This window comes from Arthrobacter sp. 2RAF6 (genome assembly GCF_052115205.1).
GTDB lineage: Bacteria > Actinomycetota > Actinomycetes > Actinomycetales > Micrococcaceae > Arthrobacter.
Genome location: NZ_JBFRGF010000020.1, coordinates 70,332 through 90,155 on the forward strand (window position 1 = coordinate 70,332; position 19,824 = coordinate 90,155).

Genomic DNA, 19,824 nt, shown 5'->3' on the forward strand with positions numbered 1-19,824 from the left:
CATGATTACATGGCACGGATCTACGACGACGTCACCCAGCTGATCGGCGGAACCCCCCTGGTCCGCTTGAACAGGCTCACCGAAGGCTTGGATGCCACGGTTGCCGTGAAGCTGGAGTTCTACAACCCCGCCAATAGCGTCAAGGACCGTATCGGCGTCGCGATCGTCGACGCTGCCGAGAAGTCCGGTGCGCTGAAGCCGGGCGGCACGATCGTCGAGGGAACCTCCGGCAACACCGGCATCGCACTGGCCCTGGTCGGCGCGGCGCGCGGTTATAAGGTCATCCTGACCATGCCGGAGACCATGTCCACCGAGCGCCGCGTCATGCTGCGCGCCTACGGTGCGGAGATTGTCCTGACTCCCGGCTCTGAAGGCATGCGCGGCGCCGTCGAGAAGGCCCAGGAAATTGTCGCCAACACGGAAAACTCCGTCTGGGCCCAGCAGTTCGCCAATGAGGCAAACCCGGAGATCCACCGCACAACCACGGCCGAGGAAATCTGGGCGGACACCGACGGCGGCGTGGACATCTTCGTCGGCGGAGTCGGCACGGGCGGCACCATCACCGGCGTCGGGCAGGTCCTGAAGGAGCGCAAGCCGGAGATCCAGATCGTGGCCGTCGAGCCCAAGGACTCCCCTATCCTGAACGGCGGCGCCCCCGGCCCGCACAAGATCCAGGGCCTTGGTGCGAACTTCATCCCGGAAATCCTGGACACCAACGTCTATGACGAGGTTCTCGACGCAACCCTCGAGGACTCGGTGGCCACCGCACGTGCCCTTGGCACCAAGGAAGGCATCCTGGGCGGCATCTCTGCCGGCGCGGCTGTCTGGGGTGCACTGGAGCTCGCGAAGCGTCCGGAGAACAAGGACAAGCTCATCGTGGCAATCGTTCCCGACTTCGGCGAACGTTACATCTCTACTGTGCTTTTTGACGACATTCGCGGCTGATTGCGGACCCCGCACAACCGCTTTCTTTCATTTCCTGTAGAAAGGTCTTTGTGAGCTTCTTCGCAAGACTTATGGAGGACCTCGAGGCCGCCCGGTCACATGACCCGGCGGCCCGAGGCTCCTTTGAGAACTTTTTTGCCTACTCCGGCCTGCATGCCATCTGGGCGCACCGCGTGACGCACAAATTGTGGCAACACCCTGAGCTGCGCTTCCCGGCACGGCTCATTTCCCAGCTTGCCCGGTTCTTGACCGGCATCGAGATCCATCCCGGCGCGACCATAGGCCGCAGGTTCTTCATTGACCACGGCATGGGTGTGGTCATCGGAGAGACGGCCGAGATCGGCGAAGACGTCATGATCTACCACGGCGTGACGCTGGGTGGCCGTTCCTTGGCCAAGGTCAAGCGTCACCCCACTATCGGGGATCGGGTCACCATAGGAGCCGGAGCCAAGGTCCTTGGTCCCATCACGATAGGCGCCGACAGTGCGATAGGCGCCAACGCCGTCGTGGTCAAGGACGCACCGCCTGAGTCGATCATCACCGGCGTTCCCGCAACGTGGCGGCACCGTGATGCAAAGAGCGAAACGAAACCCGCCGTCGACCCCGCCGAGTACTACATCGAGTACCGGATCTAGCCGGAAAAGCGTTTGTAGGCGTTCCAGAAAACTGTGTCGAAGGCCCGGTCGGGAAGCGCCCTCCGCAAGGCCAGAATGGTCCAGGCTCCCCTGCCCACCGGGTAACGGGTCCGGGGCCTTCGCGACGTCGCCGCATGGACTATAGCTCCCGCCACGGTACGCGGTTGCGTCGAAAGAGCGGTTCCCGACGTCGAGGCCAGGGCGGCCGTCACGATCCCAGCCTGCTCGCGATACGGTCCATGTCCCGAGACCGCCAGCAGGCTCTCCCCCGCAATGGTTCCCCATTCCGTGTCCGTGCCAGCGGGCTCGATGATTGCGACGTCGATGCCGTGGGGCTTCAATTCAAGGCGGAGGGAGTCGCTGAGGCCCTCGACGGCGAATTTTGTTGCGTGGTACCAGGCGCCCAGGGGTTCATACATTTTGCCGCCGATCGAGGACACGTTGATGATCCGGCCGGAAGCCGCAGCACGCATCACGGGAATCACCAGTTGGGACATCCGGGCGAGACCGAAGACGTTGACCTCGAACTGGCGCCGGCCCTCATCCAGCGGCACCTCTTCCAAGGAGCCGTAGGACCCGTATCCGGCGTTGTTGACCAGTACGTCGATCCGACCCTGCTCGGCCAGGACAAGGTCCACGGCGGCCTTCATCGAGTCATCCTCGGTGACGTCCAGGGACAACACCTTGATTCCGTGGGCTTTGAGCGGCTCCATCTTTTCGACCCGCCGCGCCCCCGCGTACACGACCATTCCTGCCTTGCTGAGCTTGATGGCGGCCTCGAAACCGATTCCGGTTGACGCACCTGTGACAAATGCGACGCGTTGCGGCATGGACTGCTCCTCGAGTGACGGGTGGTGTTTTCCTTCATGGGATACCTACGGCAAAGGCCGGCGCCTCCACAGTAACGCGGAAGCACCGGCCTTTGACTTGAACCGAGTGGGGCAGGGGGTCGTTAGTGGGTGTCGACTGCGGAGATCTCGGACTTGTCTTCCCCCCACAGGGTGTGGAAGGTGCCCTCCGCGTCAACGCGGCCGTAGGTGTGCGCGCCGAAGAGGTCGCGCTGTCCCTGGATGACGGCTGCGGCGAGGCGCTTGCGGCGAAGTCCGTCGTAGTAGGCCAGCGAGGAGGAGAACACGGGGACCGGGATGCCCAGCTGGACGGCCGTTGCCACCACGCGGCGCCATGCCGGCAGCGCGCCTGCGATCGCTTTGGTGAAGGCCGGGGCGAACAGCAGGTTGGCCGGCTTCTCTTCGGCGGCGTAGGCGTTGGTGATTTCCTTGAGCAGCTCGGCACGGATGATGCAGCCGCCGCGCCACAGCGAAGCGATTTCATCGAGTTTGAGGTCCCAGCCGTATTCCTTCGCGGCGGAGGTCAGCATGTCCAGGCCCTGGGCGTAGGAAACCAGCTTGGAAGCGTAGAGAGCCTGGCGGACGTCCTCGACGAAGTTCTCGGGGACCTCGACGGCGATTTCCTCGCCGGCGAGCAGCTCCTGGCCGAGCTTGCGCTGTTCTGCCTGGGAAGACAGGGCCCGCGCGAAGACGGACTCTGCGATGCCCGAAACCGGGGAGCCAAGCTCAAGGGCGGAGATGACCGTCCAGCGGCCGGTGCCCTTCTGGCCCGCGGCGTCGACCACGACATCGACGAACGGCTTGCCCGTCTTGGCGTCGACGTGCCCAAGCACCTCCGCGGAGATTTCGATCAGGAAGGAAGCCAGTTCGCCCTTGTTCCACTCGGCGAAGATCCTGGACTGCTCGGCCGGCTCGATGCCGGCGCCGGAGCGGAGCAGGTCGAAGGCTTCACCGATGACCTGCATGTCGGCGTATTCGATGCCGTTGTGGACCATCTTGACGAAGTGTCCTGCGCCGTCGGTGCCGATCCAGGCGCAGCAGGGCTGGCCGTCAACCTTGGCGGAGATCTTTTCGAGCAGCGGGCCCAAGGCGTCGTAGGACTCCTTGGAACCGCCGGGCATGATGGAGGGGCCGTTGAGGGCGCCCTCTTCGCCGCCGGAAACCCCGACGCCCACGAAGTGCAGGTCCTTCTCGGCCAGTGCGGATTCGCGGCGGCGGGTGTCCTCGTAGTGCGAGTTGCCGGCGTCGATCACGATGTCACCGGGCTCCAGCAAGGGCACGAGCTGGTCGATGACGGCGTCAACCGGCTTGCCGGCCTTCACCATGATCAGGACGCGGCGGGGCTTCTCGAGGGAGTCCACGAGTTCCTGGAGGGTTTCCGTGCGGATGAAGTCGCCGTCCGTGCCGTGCTTGGCCAGCAGGGCGTCGGTCTTCTCGACGGAGCGGTTGTGGAGGGCAACGGTGAAGCCGTTGCGGGCCAGGTTGCGGGCCAGATTGGCGCCCATCACCGCGAGGCCGGTGACACCGATGTGTGCTGACATCAAAACTCCAATTCATTCTTGTGCATCGAGTCCTGCTAGAAGCGAGGAAACGCTTTCTAGAGCAGTAGCTGGAATAAACCATACGTATTCGGACCACGTCTGGGAAAGTTGCGCCCACGTTTTGGAAACGTCCGCGTCACAAAAGAGTCTATGTTGCGAGCTCGTACTGTGGGGAGTTCGCCGGCGCCCGGGCTTCCGGTGGCGGAGCGGTCAACGCCACTATGCTTACGACTATGTCAACCAGTCTCCACTACCGCGCTGTCGAGCACCTGGGTACCCATATCGTCGGCGGTAAGCTCCCCACCGGTCACGTCATGTTGGCTGAGCAACTTGAGGAGGAGCTCAAAGTGTCGCGGTCGGTGGTACGTGAGGCCGTCAGGGTACTGCAGTCTCTGGGACTGGTGGAAACCATCAAGCGAGTTGGCATCCGGGTTCTCCCCGCGCACCGCTGGAATCCCTTCGATCCGCTTGTCATCCGCTGGCGGCTGGCCGGAGAAGGCCGCGGCGCACAGTTGCGCTCCCTCGCCGAACTCCGCTCCGCCGTCGAGCCCGTGGCCGCGGAACTGGCCGCGGAAAACGCCCCGGAGTCCCTGAGAAGCGAGCTGGTGGACATCTCCGTGGCCATGCGGGAAGCAGGCCGTGCGGGCGACATGCCCACCTTCCTGGACCTCGACATCCGCTTTCACGCCCTGGTGCTCTCCGGTTCCGGCAATGAAATGTTCGCGAACCTGATCGGGCAGGTCACGGAGACGCTCACCGGCCGGACCGTTCACGGCCTTATGCCGGAACATCCGAAGGAAGCGGCCTTGCAATGGCATCTGGATGTAGCCCAGGGCATCAAGGACGGAGACGGCGACAAGGCCCGCGAGGCCTCGTCCAACATCATGCGGGAGACCATCGCGGACCTGTCGCCTGACTGGGAAGGCCAGCCACGGGTATTTGTTCCAGTCGAGCGGCGCTGACGGCTGACCGACGGCGCCGCCCGACCGACAGATCGACTGGAGCTTAGGCCACAGGCTGGAAGTTCAGCAGGACCTTCCCGGATTCGGCGGAGTTCCTGGCCACCTCGAAGGCCTCGAGGCCGCGGTCCAAGGTGAATTCGTGGGTTACCACCGGATCCACGTAGAGCGAACCGTCCGCGAGAGCCGCAATGACCTCATCGATCTCGTTGTTGAAACGGAAGGACCCGAGCAGTTCGAGCTCACGGGTGATGGCCAGCGAAATGAAGACCGGCTGCGGTCCCGAGGGCAGCAGCCCGACCATGACCACCTTCCCGCCGCGTACTGCGCCCTTGATGGCCGATGCCAGTCCAAAGTGGCTGCCGGAGGACTCGATGACGACGTCGGCTTCCACGGCGGCAATTGCCTCCGCGTCATCGCCCTTGAGAACTTCGTCGGCGCCCACTGCACGCGCGATCTCAAGAGGCTTGTCATGCATGTCGACGGCCACGATCCGGGTTGCCCCCGCGCGCTTGAGGACAGCTACTGCCAGCGCGCCGATCGGACCGCTTCCGATCACCAGCGCAGTCTTTCCGGCCACGTCCCCTGCGCGGGAGACGGCGTGCCAGGCAACGCTGGCCGGCTCCACAAGCGCCGCCGTGCGCAAGTCCAGCGTGGCCGGAAGGGCCCGGAGCATGCGGGACGGCAAGGTGGCGTAGCGGCTGAAGGCGCCATCCGTGTGGGGGTACCGTGCTGCACTGCCGAGGTAGGTGCAGCCCGGGGAGAGGTTGGGCCGGTCTTCCGGATACTTGGCGGCACCCGGGGCGGGGGTCGCGGGGTGGACGGCGACGGCGGTTCCGGCTGCCGGGCCGCTGCCATCGGCGGCCTGCTGGACAACGGTGCCGACGATTTCGTGACCGAGCACCATGGGAGCCTTGAGGATCGATTCCCCCGCCGCGCCATGGAGCCAGTAGTGCAGGTCCGAGCCACAGATGCCACCGTAAGCGATCTCGACGACGGCCTGGTCAGGATTGGGAACAACGAGGGCTATGTCCTCGATGCGAAGGTCGCCTGCGGCGTGGGCCACAACCGCGGGTGAAGACTGGGGAAGCTGAAACCCGCTCATTAGACGACCACCGTCATTCCGCCGTCGACGAAGATCGTCTGGCCGTTGACGAAGTTCGAAGCCTCGGAGGCGAGCCAGACCGCAGGGCCGGCGAGATCCGCTACGGTGCCCCATCGGTGGGCCGGCGTCCGGCCAAGAATCCAGGAGTTGAAGTCGGGATCGTCCACGAGGTTCTGGGTCATTTCGGTGTGGATGTAACCCGGAGCGATGCCGTTGATCTGGAGGCCGGAGGCCGCCCATTCGGCGGTCATGGCGCGTGTCAGGTTCCGCAGTCCGCCCTTGGCGGCAACGTAGGGGGCGATCGTGGGGCGCGCCAGGTCGGTCTGCACCGAGCAGATGTTGATGATCTTGCCGCGGCCCCGCGGAATCATGTGGCGGGCGGCCTCACGTCCTACGAGGAAGGCGCTCGTCAGGTCGGTGGTGATGACCCGCTCCCAGTCCTTCACATCCAGGTCCAGCATCGGGACGCGGTGTTGGATTCCCGCATTGTTGACGAGGATATCGAGGGGCCCGACGTTCTCCTCGACCCAGGCAACGCCGCGGGCAGCCTCAGTATCGCTCGTGACGTCGAACGCACAGCTGTGGATGCGGCCGGGCCCGAAGTCCGCCGCCATGGCGGCTTCCGCGTCCTTGAGCCGCTCTGTGTTGATGCCGTTGAGGACAACGGTGGCACCGGCATCGGCCAATCCGCGGGCCAGCGCGTTGCCGATGCCGCGGCTGGATCCGGTAACGAGCGCAACGCGCCCGGTGAGATCAAAGAGTCCACTCATGGTTGTTTCCTTACTTAGTTCAAAGGGCTGAGGGAAGTGTCGCTGAGGTTGGCGATGGCCTGGCGAACAACTGCGAGGTCCTGGTCGCCAAGGCCCTGATCAATCAGTTCGCGGTAGAGTTCGGCGCCGGCAGTCGCCATAGGGACAGCGGCACCGGCCGCTTCGGCGCTTTCGAGCACGAACTTGAGGTCCTTGTGCATGAACTTCGCGGGACCTGTGGGCGCGTAATCCTTGGCAGCCAGGCGTGGTCCGACAATCTCCAGGACCCGGCTTCCGGCGAGTCCGCCGGAAAGCACCTCGAACAGGGTTTCGACGTCGATATCCGAGCGCTCGGCGAGTTCGGCGGCTTCCGCCAGCGCCGCCGTCGTGGTCCCGACAATCAGTTGGTTGCAGGCCTTCGCCAGCGAACCGGCGCCCAGGCCACCCATGCGGCGGACGGTGGTGCCCATGGCCTGAAGCACGGGAAGCGAGCGCTGGAAGTCTTCTTCGCCGGCTCCGACCATGATGGCCAGCGTGCCATCCTGCGCACCTTTGGTGCCCCCGCTGACCGGGGCATCGACGACGACGGCGTTCCCGCCACTTGCGCTATGGACCGTCCGGCCGAATTCCTGTACGGCGGTCGGGGACACGCTGCTCATGACGACCACCGTGGTTCCCGGAAGCGGCGCGTCCGAGCGCCAGGAATCGAGCAGAGGCGCTGCGGCATCCTGGATGTAGGAGAGATCCGGAAGCATGAAAATGATGACGGGTTGGTCCCGGAGCCCGGCAACCGATTCCGAACGTTTTCCGCCGAGCCTCTCCAATTCGGCCAGTGCCTCGGCCGAACGGTTCCAAGCGGTCACTTCCCAGCCGCTGGCAAGTAGATTGGCGGCCATGGGGAAGCCCATGAGCCCGAGTCCCACAAAACCTACAGTCTTGGCAGTCATGTCCCGTTTGCACCTCACTTCTTTGTGGTTCATATTTTCAAAAACTGTTCAATATCCTAGCCGCAATTCAGTATGATGAACACTATGACGACTGATGAACTTACCATCGCGATCGCGGTCCCGCTCGAAGCCGAGCATGTGGAGCGTATCCGCGCAGTAGATCCCGGCATTACTGTCCTCTACGAACCCGAACTCCTTCCCCCGGAACGCTTTCCGGCCGACCATTCCGGCGATCCGGATTTCAAGCGCACTCCGGAACAAGAGGAGCGCTACTGGTCCATGCTGAACAAGGCACAGGTCCTTTACGGCTTCCCCAATGAGAACCCGGCCGGGCTGGCCCGCATCGCCCAGAGCAACCCGCACCTGCAGTGGATCCACGCCATGGCGGCGGGCGCCGGTGGTGCCGTGAAGGCCTCCGGCCTCGACAGCGAGACCTTGCAGAAGTTCAAAGTCACCACCTCGGCAGGCGTGCATGCCCTTCCACTGGCCGAGTTTGCAGCCTTGGGCATCCTCAACGGCTTCAAACGGAGCGCGGAACTCGCACAGGACCAGGCTGCCAAGGTCTGGCCGGAGCTCCGCACTCCGACCAAACTTGTGAACGGCTCCAAGCTGGTTGTCACGGGTCTCGGCGAAATCGGCCTTGAGACCGCCCGCATCGCCCGCGCACTCGGCATGAAGGTAAGTGGAACCAAGCGGAACGTCGAAGCGATCGAGGGAATCGACGAGGTCGCGGACAACGATGGCCTGGCCGGGCTTCTCGCTTCGGCTGACGCCGTCGTCAACACCCTCCCCGGCACGCCCTACACAGAGAAACTCTTCAACCACGAAGTCTTCTCGGCGATGAAGCCCGGCACGGTCTTCGTCAACGTCGGCCGCGGAACCGTGGTTGACGAGGAGGCGCTCCTCGAAGCCCTGGACAACGGCCAGGTGGCCTACGCCTGCCTCGACGTCTTCGCCGTCGAGCCTCTCCCCCAGGACAGCCCGCTGTGGAACCACCCGAAGGTCATGGTCTCTCCGCACACTTCGGCGCTCAGCGCCGCGGAGAACCGCCTCATTGCCGAGCGCTTCGCCAGCAACCTGCGTACGTTCCTCGACGGCGGGGAACTCCCCCATCTCGTGGACACAGTGCACTTCTACTAAACCGCCAACAACCAGCGCATCGCTGTGCGGCCTCTCCGGCATTCCGTAGGGGCCGCTTTGCTGTGTGGGGGCGGCTTGCTGTGGGGGCGGCTTGCTGTGGGGGCGGCGTGCCGTGCCAAACCAAGGCTTGTTTGCCATTCCGGCGCATCTAACGCCAGTCTCCGAAACAAGCTCCGGACCGGAGCACGAAGGCCGCGCAATGGGCGCAACAAAGCGGTGGCCCCTTCCGAATTTCGGAAGGGGCCACCGCTGCTTGTGTACGTCGGGGTACGGGCTACTTACTTCGCATCCTCCAGCGCCAAGAGGTCGCGACCGGCTGTTTCAGGCGTGAAGAACGTGGCGACGTAGGAAATCAGCGCCAGCACCAGCGAGTAGACCGCCAAAACCACCCACGAGTTGCCCGTCGCGGCAAGGAGGGCTGCACCAATGAAGGGCACGAGCCCGCCCGCCAGGACAGCTGACAATTCGCGGCTCAGTGCCACGCCGGTGAAGCGGTACTGGGAGCCGAACAGTTCGGGTAGCAGCGCGCACTGCGGGCCGAGCATCCCCTGTACGCCGATGGCAATGCCTACAGCCATGACTGCCCACACGAGGGTCACGTTGCCAAGAGTCACCAAGTAGAAGGCAGGAATCGCAGTGACCACCTGAAACAGTGCTCCGAATCGGTAGACGCGCACGCGACCAAATCGATCGGATAGGGCTCCAAAGGTGACAACCATGATGGCGGCGAATCCTGCCGCGATCAGGAGACCAACCGGGCCGATGAATTTGTCGCCGGGAAAGACGCCTTCCTTGACGGACATGAAGGAGATGAGCAGCGCGGAGTAGATCGACGAGTTGCCGTTTTCGCCCATGCGGAGGCCAATGCCGATCAGCACGTTCTTCTTGGAGTGCTTCCAAAGTTCGCCAACGGGATTCTTCACCACGTTCTTGTGCTTCTCCAGCTCCTGGAACACCGGGGTTTCCTTCAGCCTGAGACGGATGAAGAGGGCCACGACGATCAGGATGAAGCTGGCGAGGAACGGAACACGCCACAGCCAGCCCTCGAGCACGCTTTTGTTGGCCAGGCCAATCAGCGCGAAAGTACCGGCGCCGAGGAGGGTTCCAAGTTGGATGCCCACGAACGGAAGCGAAGCGAAGTAGCCGCGGCGCTTGGGTGGAGCGACTTCGGAGATAAGCGTTGTCGCGCCTGCCTGTTCGGCACCAGCGCCGAGGCCCTGGATGATACGGAGCGTCACAAGCAGGACAGCGCCGAGCATGCCCGCCTGGTCGAACGTCGGCAGCAAGCCAATGGCGAAACTGGCAAGGCCCATCATGCCAATAGTCATCAGAAGGACCATCTTGCGGCCGAAGCGGTCTCCGATGAATCCGAAGAAGATACCGCCGAAGGGCCGCGCCGCGAACCCAACGCCATAGGTTGCGAACGACGCGATCAATGCACCGCTTTCACCCAAGGGCTTGAAGAACAGCGGGCCGAAGATCAGGGCCGAAGCCAGGCCATAAATGTAGAAGTCGTAGTACTCCAGGGCGGATCCTACGGAGCTGGCAAGAGTTGCCCTTCGCAGCTGTTCCGGCTCAACTACTGCGCCGTCCATATCAGCAAGCTTTGTCTTAGTACGAGTTGTCACAAGCACTCCCTCAAGAACACTCCAGACCCCCGTTGGCCTGGCGAGATAGTGTCAGCCGCCATGGCGTGAATCACTATAGTGAACAGAGTACAGCACGTTGTACAAGTTTCAAGTGGTGTAATCAGATTTATTTATGACCCCGTCGGGCGGCTGGATCCGTTAGCCCATCGGGTTGCCCAGCGAGTGGGCGAGCTCCTTGAGTTCCTTCACCATCAGGGCAGCCTGCTCCTCGGAAAAAGTGGCTTTCAGGGCTGTCACCGAGAGACCGAGGCTGGGGCCATGCGCCCCGTGGGTAGGCACGGGCACGGCGAGGCAAACCACGCCGAGCGTGGATTCCTCATCCTCCAAGGCATAGCCCTGCTTGCGGATCGCGGCCACCTGGGCCTTGAGCTCAGCGGCACTCCGGAGGGACTTCGGGGTCATGACAGGGAGCTCCGCGTCGTCCGGGAACATCGCCTCGATGTCATGGTCGTGAAGCTGGGCCAGGAGAACCTTTCCGACGGCGCTCAGGGAAAGCGGCATTTTGTCGCCAATGTTCGACGTAAGCCGGACGGCCGGGTGCCCTTCGTAGCGCGCCAGGTAAATGATGTGATCGCCGTCGATCATCGCAATCCGCACTGTTTCGCCGGAAAGCGTTGGTGCCTGCTCGCAGAACTTGTAGAACTCCTGGACTTCATCGAGCCTGCTGAGGTAAGCGGCGCCAAGTTCAACCAGCTTCCGGCCAAGTGAGAAGTCGGCACCTTCGCGCGTAATAAGCCGGGCTTCTTCAAGAGCCATCAGCAGGTTTGACGTGGAGGACTTCGGAATCCCGAGCTCACGCGAAAGATCGCTGAGTGTCAGCCGGCCCGAAGGTGCCTCCGCCAAGGCATCCAGGACCGCAGCCGCGCGGGTCACGGCAGGCGCCGGCGAGGAGCTCCCCAATCCTTCGGCGGAACGGGGGGTGCGGGAATCGGCCATGATTCTCCTTCGCAATCGTGCGTCTGGCGCAGAGTGGGCGCGTGCCAGGCAGAAACGCTACCCGGGGGCAGCGGAACTCCGATCCGCGGCAATCGCGCTTGTTCAATCCACTGAACAACCACCATCATAGTGGCTTGGTGCTGGGATGAGACGCGCCGGACGGAGAACGGCTTCCTTTCCATATCCAGAAATTCTCTGTATATTCATCTATGAGCTCTCCACCGCGGCATCCCCCAATAGTCGCGGTGGAGAGCTTTTCCAATTCCCGGCAGTGGATCAGGTTCGACGCTAGCCCTGCTGCTGCCAAGGAGTGAGCCGTGGCAGCCAGCGCGGGACGTTGGCACGGTAGTCCTCATACTCGGCGCCGAACTTGCGTGCCAGCGTCGGCTCCTCATACAACCTGACGAAGGCCACCACGGGAACTGCGCCCAGGGCCGCCAGGCCGAAGAGCTTCGGCTGTCCCAGCAGGAGGCCCTGTCCGGTGATCGCGGCGCCGATGCCCACGTAGATGGGGTTCCGCACGAAGCTGTAGAAACCGCTGACCACGAGGTTCTTCGGTGGCGCAAAGGGTGCCGGCGTTCCCCTTCCCTCAAGGGCAAACCGTGCAAACGAATTGGTGATTACCGCCGCGCCGACGCCGATCAGCAGAACACCTGCGCACTGGGCCGCCAGTCCACCTGGCACGGGCTGTTTCACTTTCCAACGGGTCACCAGCCACGGCAACAGACCGGCGACGGTTGCCGGGGCGGCCGCGAACACCGCCGTTCCGATTTCCGCCAGCCTCTTGTCACGCGCTGTATCTCCGGACGCTGTCATGCTGCCATTCTGGGCCTCCAAACCGTTGGCGACAACCATCAGCCCCAGAACCCATCTAGAACGAAAGAAAAAGAGCCTCTGAGCTGCGTTTTCGCAGATCAGAGGCTCTTCTCCCTAGGTCAGCAGTCTCCTAGCCGTTCGCCCGCTTGCGGCGAATCACGAAGGCCGAGCCGAGCGCAATGGCGGCGAGAGCCGCGAACATCAGGGAGAAAAGGGTAGGCGCCATGCCGGTGTCGGCCAGTCCGCTCATTGCCTTAACGGTTCCAGTGGTTGGGGGAACGACGGTAACCCCAGAGTCGACCGGCGGATCCACGGGCGGAACGACCGGCGGATCAACGGGCGGATCCACGGGTGCGGCATTGACCACAACCGCGAGGTTGGCCGAGGCCGGTTCGAACAGCGCTGGCGAGAACCTCGGCGTGTTCGCGGCGCTGGCGATGCCCACCACGCCGCTCACGGTTCCGGCCGCTGGGAACGTCGACGTGGAACTGATCACCCAGGCGCCGTCGTCCTCCGTCACAGTTGCCGCGACCGGGTCTTTCCCTGCCCACGACACCGTTGCGATGATGGGTTCAGCAGCGCCGGCGAACGTGACCCGCGCGACCTCGATGGTCTTTTCCCGGCCCGCGATCGCGCTCAGTTCCGTACCCGGCACGATCACCGGAGTGGCCTTGCGCGGAGCGGAGGCACTCGGTATCCAGTCCTTCTGGGCCGTGGCCCAGTCGAGACCTGCCTTGGTGCCGGACAGTGCGAATTCGAGCCGACCGCCGTTCCGGAGCTCGTCAACGTCAACCCAGGCAGCCGTGTGCACTTTGTCGTTCACGGTGACACCGGCGATATAGCTCGGCAGCTTCTCATTCGCGCCTGCCGCGGTGATCCGCAGTTTCTCACCGCTCTCGAGGGTGATCGTGGCGGCCTGCACCTTGGGGGCGTTGAGCGCCATGATCCCCGAACCGGGCATCACCGGCTGGATGCCGAGCGAGGCCATCACATACCAAGCGGCGAGGGTGCCGAGGTCGTCATTGCCGACTCCGCCGCCGGGGGCGTTCGGGAAGCGGTTGAGATTGGCCGCGAGCACATCGTTCGTCTTGGTCGGCTCACCGACGAAGCCGTACAGCCAGGGGGTCATCAACATCGGTTCGTTGCCCGGGTTGTACCCGATGCTCGTGTAGTACGTACTGCCGCCCGCCGCCCAACTACTCGGAGAGACCCCCGGAGCAGACTGGAGCGCCGGCTGGTTGAAGTAGTAGTCGAGTCGCTTGACGAACTCGTCGCGACCGCCCATCTTCTGCTGCAGACCCACTACATCCTGCGTCGCCATCCACTGGTAGTGCCAGGGGGTTCCCTCGTGGAAACCGGACCGGGTCACATCCGTGAGCTCGGGAACCGAGACGAACTGGCCCTCGTGAGTGACGGCGTTGAGGATGCCCTTGAAACCGCCGCTGAGTGTGACATCCGGGTTCCAGAGCTTCGTCCAGTTGGTGCCACGGGCCAGGAACTGTGCCGCCTGGCCGGCCTTCCCAAGCCTCTGTGCAGCGGCGCCGATGCTGGCGTCCGCCGCGGCGAACTCCATCGTGGCCGAGCCTGCGTGGCGGTACTCTTCGAACTGGCCGCCGAGGCCGCCGCCCCCCTCCTGGTAGTAGGGGACGTGGCCGTTGGCCAGATAGAACGCGGCGCTCTGCCGGCCGACGGATGCGACACCCGCGGTAGGGGCCGTCGTGGCGTTTTCGACGAGGTAGTCCCACATCCGGTCCGCGACGTCCTCGGGCACGGTGCCGAGCGTGAAGTTCTCCGCGATCCAGGGCGAGACCGGGTCGCCGGCCATGATGTTCGTCTCGACCGAGCCGAGCGACCAGCGCGGGAACCAGCCGCCCTCGACCCGGGCCTGGTACATCGACCGGACGATGTCGGCGGCGCGGTTCTTTGCGAACAGCGCGTGGAACGTTGCCTGTGTGCGGTAGGTGTCCCACAGCGAGAACGTCTGGTAGTAGTTCCAGCCGTCGGCGATGTGCGTCTTGGCGTCCATTCCTGTGTACCGGCCGTCGACGTCGCTTCCGATGGTCGGCGACAGCAGCGTCTTATACAGCTGGGTGTAGAAGATCTTGCGCTGCTCGGCGGATGCCGTGATGTCGAACCGGCCGAGTTCGGCGTTCCAGGCGTCCCGGGCTTTCGCGCGGATCTGATCGAACGGCACCCGGGTGCCGTCGGCGGTCGCCTCCGCGATCCGGTTACCGCGGGCGCCTTCGACGCTCACGTACGAGACCCCGACGCTCACCTCGACATCGCGGTCGGTCGTGGTATCGAATGTGGCGACGAAACCGTTGTTGCCGTCGGTGACCTCACTGGCGTTCCGGCCGACGACGAACTGGGCGTTCGTGCCCCAGGTACCGGTCGACAGCGGAGCGCGGTCGAAGGTGGCGCTGAAGTAGTAGCGGGACTTTTTCTCGTTTCCGCTGCAGAACCCACCGTTGTCGATCCAGCCCTCAAGGGTGGTCCCATCGACCCAGGAGACCGAACTCGCGCCGGCGGTGCGCAGCGTCTGACCCGTATTGAACGAGAGATTGGAGGTCGTGCCCGCCGGGAAGGTGTACCGGTGCGCGCCCACTCTGGTGGTGGCCGAGAGATCGACCTTGACGGAGTTGTCGAGAGTGACGCCGTAGTAGCCGGCTGTGGCGGATTCGCTTCCGGACTGGATGCTGGTATACCGCCGCGAGGTGGTGGGTGTGGCGGTGGTGCTGGGCGAGACCAGGAGCTCACCGGCGGCCGGGCAACCCGCGCTGTTGACGTGCCGGTGGCTGAACCCCCACACGCGACCGGCGTTGTTGCTGTACGACGTGGAACCGTAAGTGTTGGTGTTGTCAGGGCTGAGCTGCACCATTCCGAACGGGAGCGTCGCCCCCGGATAGGCGTTGCCCTCGCTCTCAGTGCCAACGAACGGGTTGACCTCGTTGGAAAGGTCGGTGACGGCCGGAGCCGCGGATGCCTCGACCGGAGTTCCGATCGCGAGCGCGGCCGCAACCGCCATCGCCGGCGCAAGCCGCGATCGACGTGGCCTTCCCCGGCTCCCTGGGCGTACAGCCGGACTGTCGTGTGGGCTTGACATCGTGGGGTGTCCTCCTTGACCTGGCTCACGCGTATCGAGCATCAGCGCTCATCACCCGCCGTCCGCCGTCGAGCGGTGACGGATAACCGTTCATGGAAACGTTTCCACGCGCCGAGTATACTCAGCACACCTCGACCTCGTCAACGGCGGAGAGGTAAGGGACGACCGAGATGAATACCGGTCAGGGGGATTTACAGAGGCCTGCGAACTCGTGTCAGCGCGCGGCGAGCACCGCGTCGCGACTCAGCTCTCCCGAGCCCCGCACGATGAGGCGGGTGTTCAGCGTGACGGTCTGCGAGGGCGAGACATCGCCATCCAGGCGCTTGTAGAGCATCTCCATCGCAATCTGCCCCATCGCCTTCGGGTTCTGCGCCACCACGGTAATCCCGGGCACGACGATGTCGGCAAGTTCGAAGTCATCGAAACCCACGATCGCGAGCGAGGCGCTGTGGATGCGCAGCGCCCCGATCACGTTGATGGTCGTGCGGTTGTTGCCGGCGAAAACCGCGGTCGGCGGGTCATCCGACGCCAGCATCCGCCCGAGGGGCTCGTCCACCGGCTCGCGGGTCGTAGCGCTGGAGTAGACGAGTTCGGGGTCGAAGGGGATCCCCGCCTCCTCGAGTGCCGCCCGGTAGCCGGCGATGCGCTCACTCGCGGTGTAGAGGTCCGGCCGATCGGTGAAGCACGCGATCCGCCTATGCCCGTAGCCGATGAGATGCGAGACGCCGGTGCGTGCGCCGCCGCGGTTGTCCACGATCACGGCGTCGACATCCAGCACCCGCGGCGGGCGGTCGACGAAGACCATGCTCGTCCCGGCGTCGAGCTCCGCACGCAGGTATTCCTCGTCGCTGCCTTCGGGGAGGGTAATCACCAGGCCGTCGACCCGGCGTGCGCAGAAGGTGAGGATCATCTTGCGGGCGCGCTCCGGGTCTTTGTCCGAGGAGGCGGTCAGGAGCACGGAATCGCGGCGCAGTACCTCCTCCTCCACGGAGCGGTTCAGCAGGGAGAAGAACGGGTCAGCGACATCTTCGACCAGCAACCCAATGCTGGACGTCGCCCCGGTTCTGAGCATCCTGGCACTGTCGTTGCGACGGAATCCGAGCCTCTCGATCGCAGCGTTGACCGCGGCGACGCTCTCCTCGCTCACGTTCGACTTGCCGTTGACGACCCGGGAGACCGTGCCGACACCGACTCCGGCGACCCGTGCGACGTCTTTCATTGTGGCACGGGCATTCGGACGCTCAGCTGCCACCCTCACAACGCCACCTGCGTCCATTTCCGAAACCATTCCGCGACGCATCTTAGCATCCTGGGGACAACTCCAAAGCGGTCGCACAAGCCGCCCTTCGCAACAGTAGCTATGAGGAAGGACCACCTGGATGAAGCGCCTCATACACATGTCGGGGAACAGCTGGCAGGGCCGCATCCGTTTCATAGCCGAACCACGTGATCCCGTGGTTATCCATGCGTGCGGTGATCATGAGCGCACCAGGAGGCTCCGCCATGTTGATTAGCCGCTCCGGGGAACGCCAGGACGTCAGCCGACGCTCCGGGCTCGAGCTGTTCCTTGGCTGGCTGATGGGCACCTTCGTTCAGCCTTCGCCCACCTCGTTCGGCGCCGCCCGGTCACTCCGCCGCCCCACCCCCTGGTGCTGGAACGTTGCCCCGCGGATCCCAGTGACCGGGGAGGTCCATGACCAGATCCGGGTTGACGATCCGTGGACGCCGTCGGATTCTGCCGGATCATTCTCTTGGCCGAAGTTCCCGGGACGGACATGACGCGCCCGGGATTTACACACGTCTTCTCCTATAACCCCTGAAAAGAAAAGAGCCCCAGAGCTGCGTTTTCGCAGTTCAGGGGCTCTTTCTATGTGGTGGGTCCTACCGGGATCGAACCGATGACATCCACGGTGTAAACGTGGCGCTCTACCAGCTGAGCTAAAGACCCAAACACTGATTTCAGCACCCTCGGCGCTTCAACCAACGAACATGTACTCTACCGGATCAATCGACCGGAACACCAATCGGCTGACCTGCAGGCAGCAAATCGGGAAGTTCAGCGGCAAGCCAGGCAAGCGCGCCGCTGACCCCTGCTTCCACTTTGAGGTTCGCGAACCCGTCGCCGCGGGTCGGTCCACGGTTGATGATCACTACCGGCTTGCCGAGTTTGGCTGCGTGCCGCACGAACCTCAACCCGCTCATGACCGTCAACGAAGAACCTGCCACCAGCAACGCCCCGGCTTCGTCCACCATGGAATAGGCGCGCTGCACCCGGTCCCTGGGCACATTTTCACCGAAGTACACGAAATCGGGCTTGAGGGTTCCCCCGCAAACGGGACAAACAGCGACGACGAACGATCGGATGAGCTCGGGATCCTCCACCGAGGCATCCGCGTCGGGTGCCATTTCCACGACGCCGGAAGCCTGCGCGGCTTCGAGGAAGCCGGGATTGATTTCCTCAAGAATCGACGCCACGAGCCGCCGGGTGAAGACGTGTCCCTCGTCAAGACAGATCACGCGATCGTAGCGGCCGTGCAGGTCCACCACATTGATGCTGCCCGCGTCCTCGTGCAGACGGTCCACGTTCTGCGTGATGAGCCCCGTGATCAGCCCGCGCCGCTCAAGGAGTGCGACGGCGGCGTGCCCGGCATTGGGGTCCGCATGCCGGAGGTGCGACCATCCGAGATGGTTCCTCGCCCAGTAACGGCGCCGGTTGGCAGGGCTTCCGATGAACTCCTGGAAAGTCATCGGATTCCGCGGCGCGGCTCCCGGGCCGCGGTAGTCGGGGATTCCGGAGTCAGTGCTTAGGCCGGCTCCTGTCAAGACAGCAAACCGCTTGCCACCGAGGATCCCGGCGGCTTGGCGCAGAACGTCCAACTCGCCTGCATCCAACTCAACCGTGGGTGTCGGCGGATGTATGGCGAAGCCAGTCATTCCGACGCCGGGCCGTTGGGCGCTCATCTGCGCTAGGTCTGGCCAAGTGCGGACAAGGCCTCGCGATATTCCGCTAAGTCGCGTGCCTGGCCGCGCTGATTGACAACGACATAGCGGATGATGCCAGCAGCATCAATGATGAAAGTGCCCCGCAAGGACATGCCAGTAGCTGCATCAAACACGCCATACTTCTCGGCTACTTCCCCGTGCGGCCAGAAGTCCGCCAAGAGATCGAACTCGTAGCCTTCCTTCTCCGCGTAAGCCCGCAAAGCGAATTTGCTGTCCACCGACACCCCGAGGACTGTAGCGCTGGCGTGTTCGAAAATACCCAGATTGTCGCGGATCTCGCACAGTTCCCCGGTGCAGATTCCAGAGAAGGCGAAGGGATAGAAGACCACCACAACGTTGCGGCCGCGAAGCCCCGACAAGCGAACCGGCTCCCCGAACTGGTTCACGAGCTCAAAATCCGGGGCCTCCTGGCCCACAACCGGAACTCCCCGACGCAGCCCGGCAGAGGTCAACCTGGTGTGAGTCACTTGTTCTTCTTGCGCGCTACAAGCCGCGTGGCGCTCCAGTCCTTGGAGACGCCTGCGGAGGTAGTGCAATGCAGGCCGGCAGTGGGAGCAGCGTCCTGAATATCCGAGGGCGACACGTAGTTGTCGCGGCCAGACTTGGGGGTCAGCACCCAGACCACGCCGCCTTCACCCAAGGTGGTCAGTGAATCCACTAGTGCGTCGACAAGGTCTCCATCACCATCGCGCCACCAGAAAATGACCGCATCCACTACCTCGTGATCGTCTTCGTCAAGCAGTTCGGAACCCGTGAGTTCCTCAATGTCATCACGCAAATCGAAATCGACATCATCGTCGTAACCGAGTTCCTGAATTAGATCCCCATCTTTGAAACCCAATCTTTCCGCCACATTTACCGATGTGGCGGCGTCGGCCTCGCTCACGTTTCCTCCTCTTGAAGTGATTTCGATTACTACAAGCCAACACCCTTTGGGCGTGTGCTTCAAGCCATTGTCCCGCGTTCCACCATAATCCGCGCCCCAGCCACGGCTAAAGCCACGGCTACATTCGGGGCCAAAGCCATGACCGCAGCTACAACTGCCTTCGATGTAACAGCTTGAGTGTGACATACAACGCCTTCACGACCGCGCGGCTACGCATCGCGGCTCGTACAAAGCTACAGTGGCCAGTGAAGACTTTGGCTGCAGGGCAACCGCCCGCCGCGAATAGCGCAGCTCGAGCTCAAGAGAACCTGCCCGGCGCACATGACCGGGCTGTTGTAACCGATATGTCGCACACGCCGCGTTCATGACGGGCAGTTACCCTGCCGGACCTGAGGCGACGATGAATGCGCCAAAAGAGAGGTTGGACGTGGCTGCAGGAGAAGAGACCTCACACATCCTTAGCGGGTTGACTTCCCAGCTGCCTGATCGTGATCCGGAAGAGACTGCCGAGTGGGTTGAGTCTTTGGATGCGTTGATCAGGGAGCAGGGCACGGAGCGGGCG

General features: G+C 63.6%; 18 protein-coding genes and 1 tRNA gene. 5 read left to right on the forward strand and 14 right to left on the reverse strand.

Annotated features, from left to right (window positions below):
• The first annotated feature begins 9 nt into the window (after positions 1–9).
• Together cysK and epsC are read left to right on the forward strand one after the other, a co-directional pair.
• Entirely contained in the window at positions 10–945 is a 936-nt protein-coding gene (cysK, locus tag AB4Z38_RS15120; protein WP_234749924.1) for a cysteine synthase A, read from the forward strand.
• A gap of 50 nt (positions 946–995) precedes the next feature.
• The gene (epsC, locus tag AB4Z38_RS15125; protein ID WP_284984325.1) at positions 996–1,580 is read left to right on the forward strand and encodes a serine O-acetyltransferase EpsC; all 585 of its coding nucleotides are present in this window, start codon (positions 996–998) and stop codon (positions 1,578–1,580) included.
• Here epsC and AB4Z38_RS15130 read toward each other — a convergent pair.
• Together AB4Z38_RS15130 and gndA are read right to left on the reverse strand one after the other, a co-directional pair.
• Positions 1,577–2,410 carry an oxidoreductase gene (locus AB4Z38_RS15130; RefSeq protein ID WP_441430456.1) on the reverse strand — a complete coding sequence of 278 codons (834 nt, stop codon included), beginning with the start codon at positions 2,408–2,410 and terminating at the stop codon, positions 1,577–1,579. The two genes, epsC and AB4Z38_RS15130, sit on opposite strands and share 4 nt — an antisense overlap.
• 122 nt (positions 2,411–2,532) lie before the next feature.
• Complete coding sequence (gndA, locus tag AB4Z38_RS15135; RefSeq protein ID WP_441430457.1) at positions 2,533–3,969, reverse strand: NADP-dependent phosphogluconate dehydrogenase; 1,437 nt, start codon at positions 3,967–3,969, stop codon at positions 2,533–2,535.
• Positions 3,970–4,202: 233 nt separating this feature from the next.
• Between gndA and AB4Z38_RS15140 the strand changes: the two genes are divergently transcribed.
• The gene (locus AB4Z38_RS15140; protein WP_441430458.1) at positions 4,203–4,931 is read left to right on the forward strand and encodes a FadR/GntR family transcriptional regulator; all 729 of its coding nucleotides are present in this window, start codon (positions 4,203–4,205) and stop codon (positions 4,929–4,931) included.
• A 43-nt stretch (positions 4,932–4,974) separates the two neighbouring features.
• Here the strand turns inward: AB4Z38_RS15140 and AB4Z38_RS15145 are convergent, their stop codons facing one another.
• The 3 genes from AB4Z38_RS15145 to AB4Z38_RS15155 are packed head-to-tail and all read right to left on the reverse strand — an operon-like array spanning position 4,975 to position 7,729.
• Positions 4,975–6,033 (reverse strand): L-idonate 5-dehydrogenase, encoded by a 1,059-nt coding sequence (locus AB4Z38_RS15145; RefSeq protein ID WP_441430459.1) that lies wholly within the window; start codon positions 6,031–6,033, stop codon positions 4,975–4,977.
• The gene (locus AB4Z38_RS15150; protein ID WP_404501506.1) at positions 6,033–6,803 is read right to left on the reverse strand and encodes an SDR family oxidoreductase; all 771 of its coding nucleotides are present in this window, start codon (positions 6,801–6,803) and stop codon (positions 6,033–6,035) included. The genes AB4Z38_RS15145 and AB4Z38_RS15150 overlap by 1 nt, the downstream gene beginning before the upstream one ends.
• Before the next feature lie 14 nt (positions 6,804–6,817).
• The gene (locus tag AB4Z38_RS15155; RefSeq protein ID WP_441430460.1) at positions 6,818–7,729 is read right to left on the reverse strand and encodes an NAD(P)-dependent oxidoreductase; all 912 of its coding nucleotides are present in this window, start codon (positions 7,727–7,729) and stop codon (positions 6,818–6,820) included.
• Between the two features lie 72 nt (positions 7,730–7,801).
• Between AB4Z38_RS15155 and AB4Z38_RS15160 the strand changes: the two genes are divergently transcribed.
• Positions 7,802–8,869, forward strand: a complete 1,068-nt coding sequence (locus tag AB4Z38_RS15160) for a D-2-hydroxyacid dehydrogenase (protein ID WP_441430461.1) — start codon at positions 7,802–7,804, stop codon at positions 8,867–8,869.
• Positions 8,870–9,147: 278 nt separating this feature from the next.
• Here AB4Z38_RS15160 and AB4Z38_RS15165 read toward each other — a convergent pair whose 3' ends face one another.
• From AB4Z38_RS15165 to AB4Z38_RS15185, 5 genes are all read right to left on the reverse strand, one after another.
• Positions 9,148–10,503, reverse strand: coding sequence for an MFS transporter (locus AB4Z38_RS15165; protein ID WP_441430462.1), 1,356 nt, complete (start codon positions 10,501–10,503; stop codon positions 9,148–9,150).
• A 153-nt stretch (positions 10,504–10,656) separates the two neighbouring features.
• Positions 10,657–11,454 (reverse strand): IclR family transcriptional regulator, encoded by a 798-nt coding sequence (locus AB4Z38_RS15170; protein ID WP_441430463.1) that lies wholly within the window; start codon positions 11,452–11,454, stop codon positions 10,657–10,659.
• Positions 11,455–11,742: 288 nt separating this feature from the next.
• Complete coding sequence (locus tag AB4Z38_RS15175) at positions 11,743–12,270, reverse strand: methyltransferase family protein (RefSeq protein WP_441430464.1); 528 nt, start codon at positions 12,268–12,270, stop codon at positions 11,743–11,745.
• A gap of 130 nt (positions 12,271–12,400) precedes the next feature.
• Positions 12,401–15,295, reverse strand: a complete 2,895-nt coding sequence (locus AB4Z38_RS15180) for a GH92 family glycosyl hydrolase (RefSeq protein WP_441430465.1) — start codon at positions 15,293–15,295, stop codon at positions 12,401–12,403.
• A 292-nt stretch (positions 15,296–15,587) separates the two neighbouring features.
• Positions 15,588–16,673 carry a LacI family DNA-binding transcriptional regulator gene (locus AB4Z38_RS15185; RefSeq protein ID WP_441430466.1) on the reverse strand — a complete coding sequence of 362 codons (1,086 nt, stop codon included), beginning with the start codon at positions 16,671–16,673 and terminating at the stop codon, positions 15,588–15,590.
• A 203-nt stretch (positions 16,674–16,876) separates the two neighbouring features.
• On the opposite strand from AB4Z38_RS15185, the gene AB4Z38_RS15190 reads away from it, so the two are divergent.
• Positions 16,877–17,152, forward strand: coding sequence for a hypothetical protein (locus AB4Z38_RS15190; RefSeq protein ID WP_441430467.1), 276 nt, complete (start codon positions 16,877–16,879; stop codon positions 17,150–17,152).
• 93 nt (positions 17,153–17,245) lie between these two features.
• Here the strand turns inward: AB4Z38_RS15190 and AB4Z38_RS15195 are convergent.
• From AB4Z38_RS15195 to AB4Z38_RS15210, 4 genes are all read right to left on the reverse strand, one after another.
• Positions 17,246–17,321: transfer RNA gene (locus AB4Z38_RS15195), tRNA-Val, on the reverse strand.
• 56 nt (positions 17,322–17,377) lie between these two features.
• On the reverse strand, positions 17,378–18,334 hold the full coding sequence (locus tag AB4Z38_RS15200; protein ID WP_441430468.1) for an NAD-dependent protein deacetylase: 957 nt from the start codon (positions 18,332–18,334) through the stop codon (positions 17,378–17,380).
• 5 nt (positions 18,335–18,339) lie between these two features.
• Positions 18,340–18,843 carry a peroxiredoxin gene (locus AB4Z38_RS15205; RefSeq protein ID WP_441430469.1) on the reverse strand — a complete coding sequence of 168 codons (504 nt, stop codon included), beginning with the start codon at positions 18,841–18,843 and terminating at the stop codon, positions 18,340–18,342.
• A complete protein-coding gene (locus AB4Z38_RS15210; RefSeq protein ID WP_059387755.1) occupies positions 18,840–19,262 on the reverse strand; it encodes a DUF3052 domain-containing protein in 423 nt (140 codons plus the stop codon). The genes AB4Z38_RS15205 and AB4Z38_RS15210 overlap by 4 nt, the downstream gene beginning before the upstream one ends.
• Between the last annotated feature and the right edge of the window lie 562 nt (positions 19,263–19,824).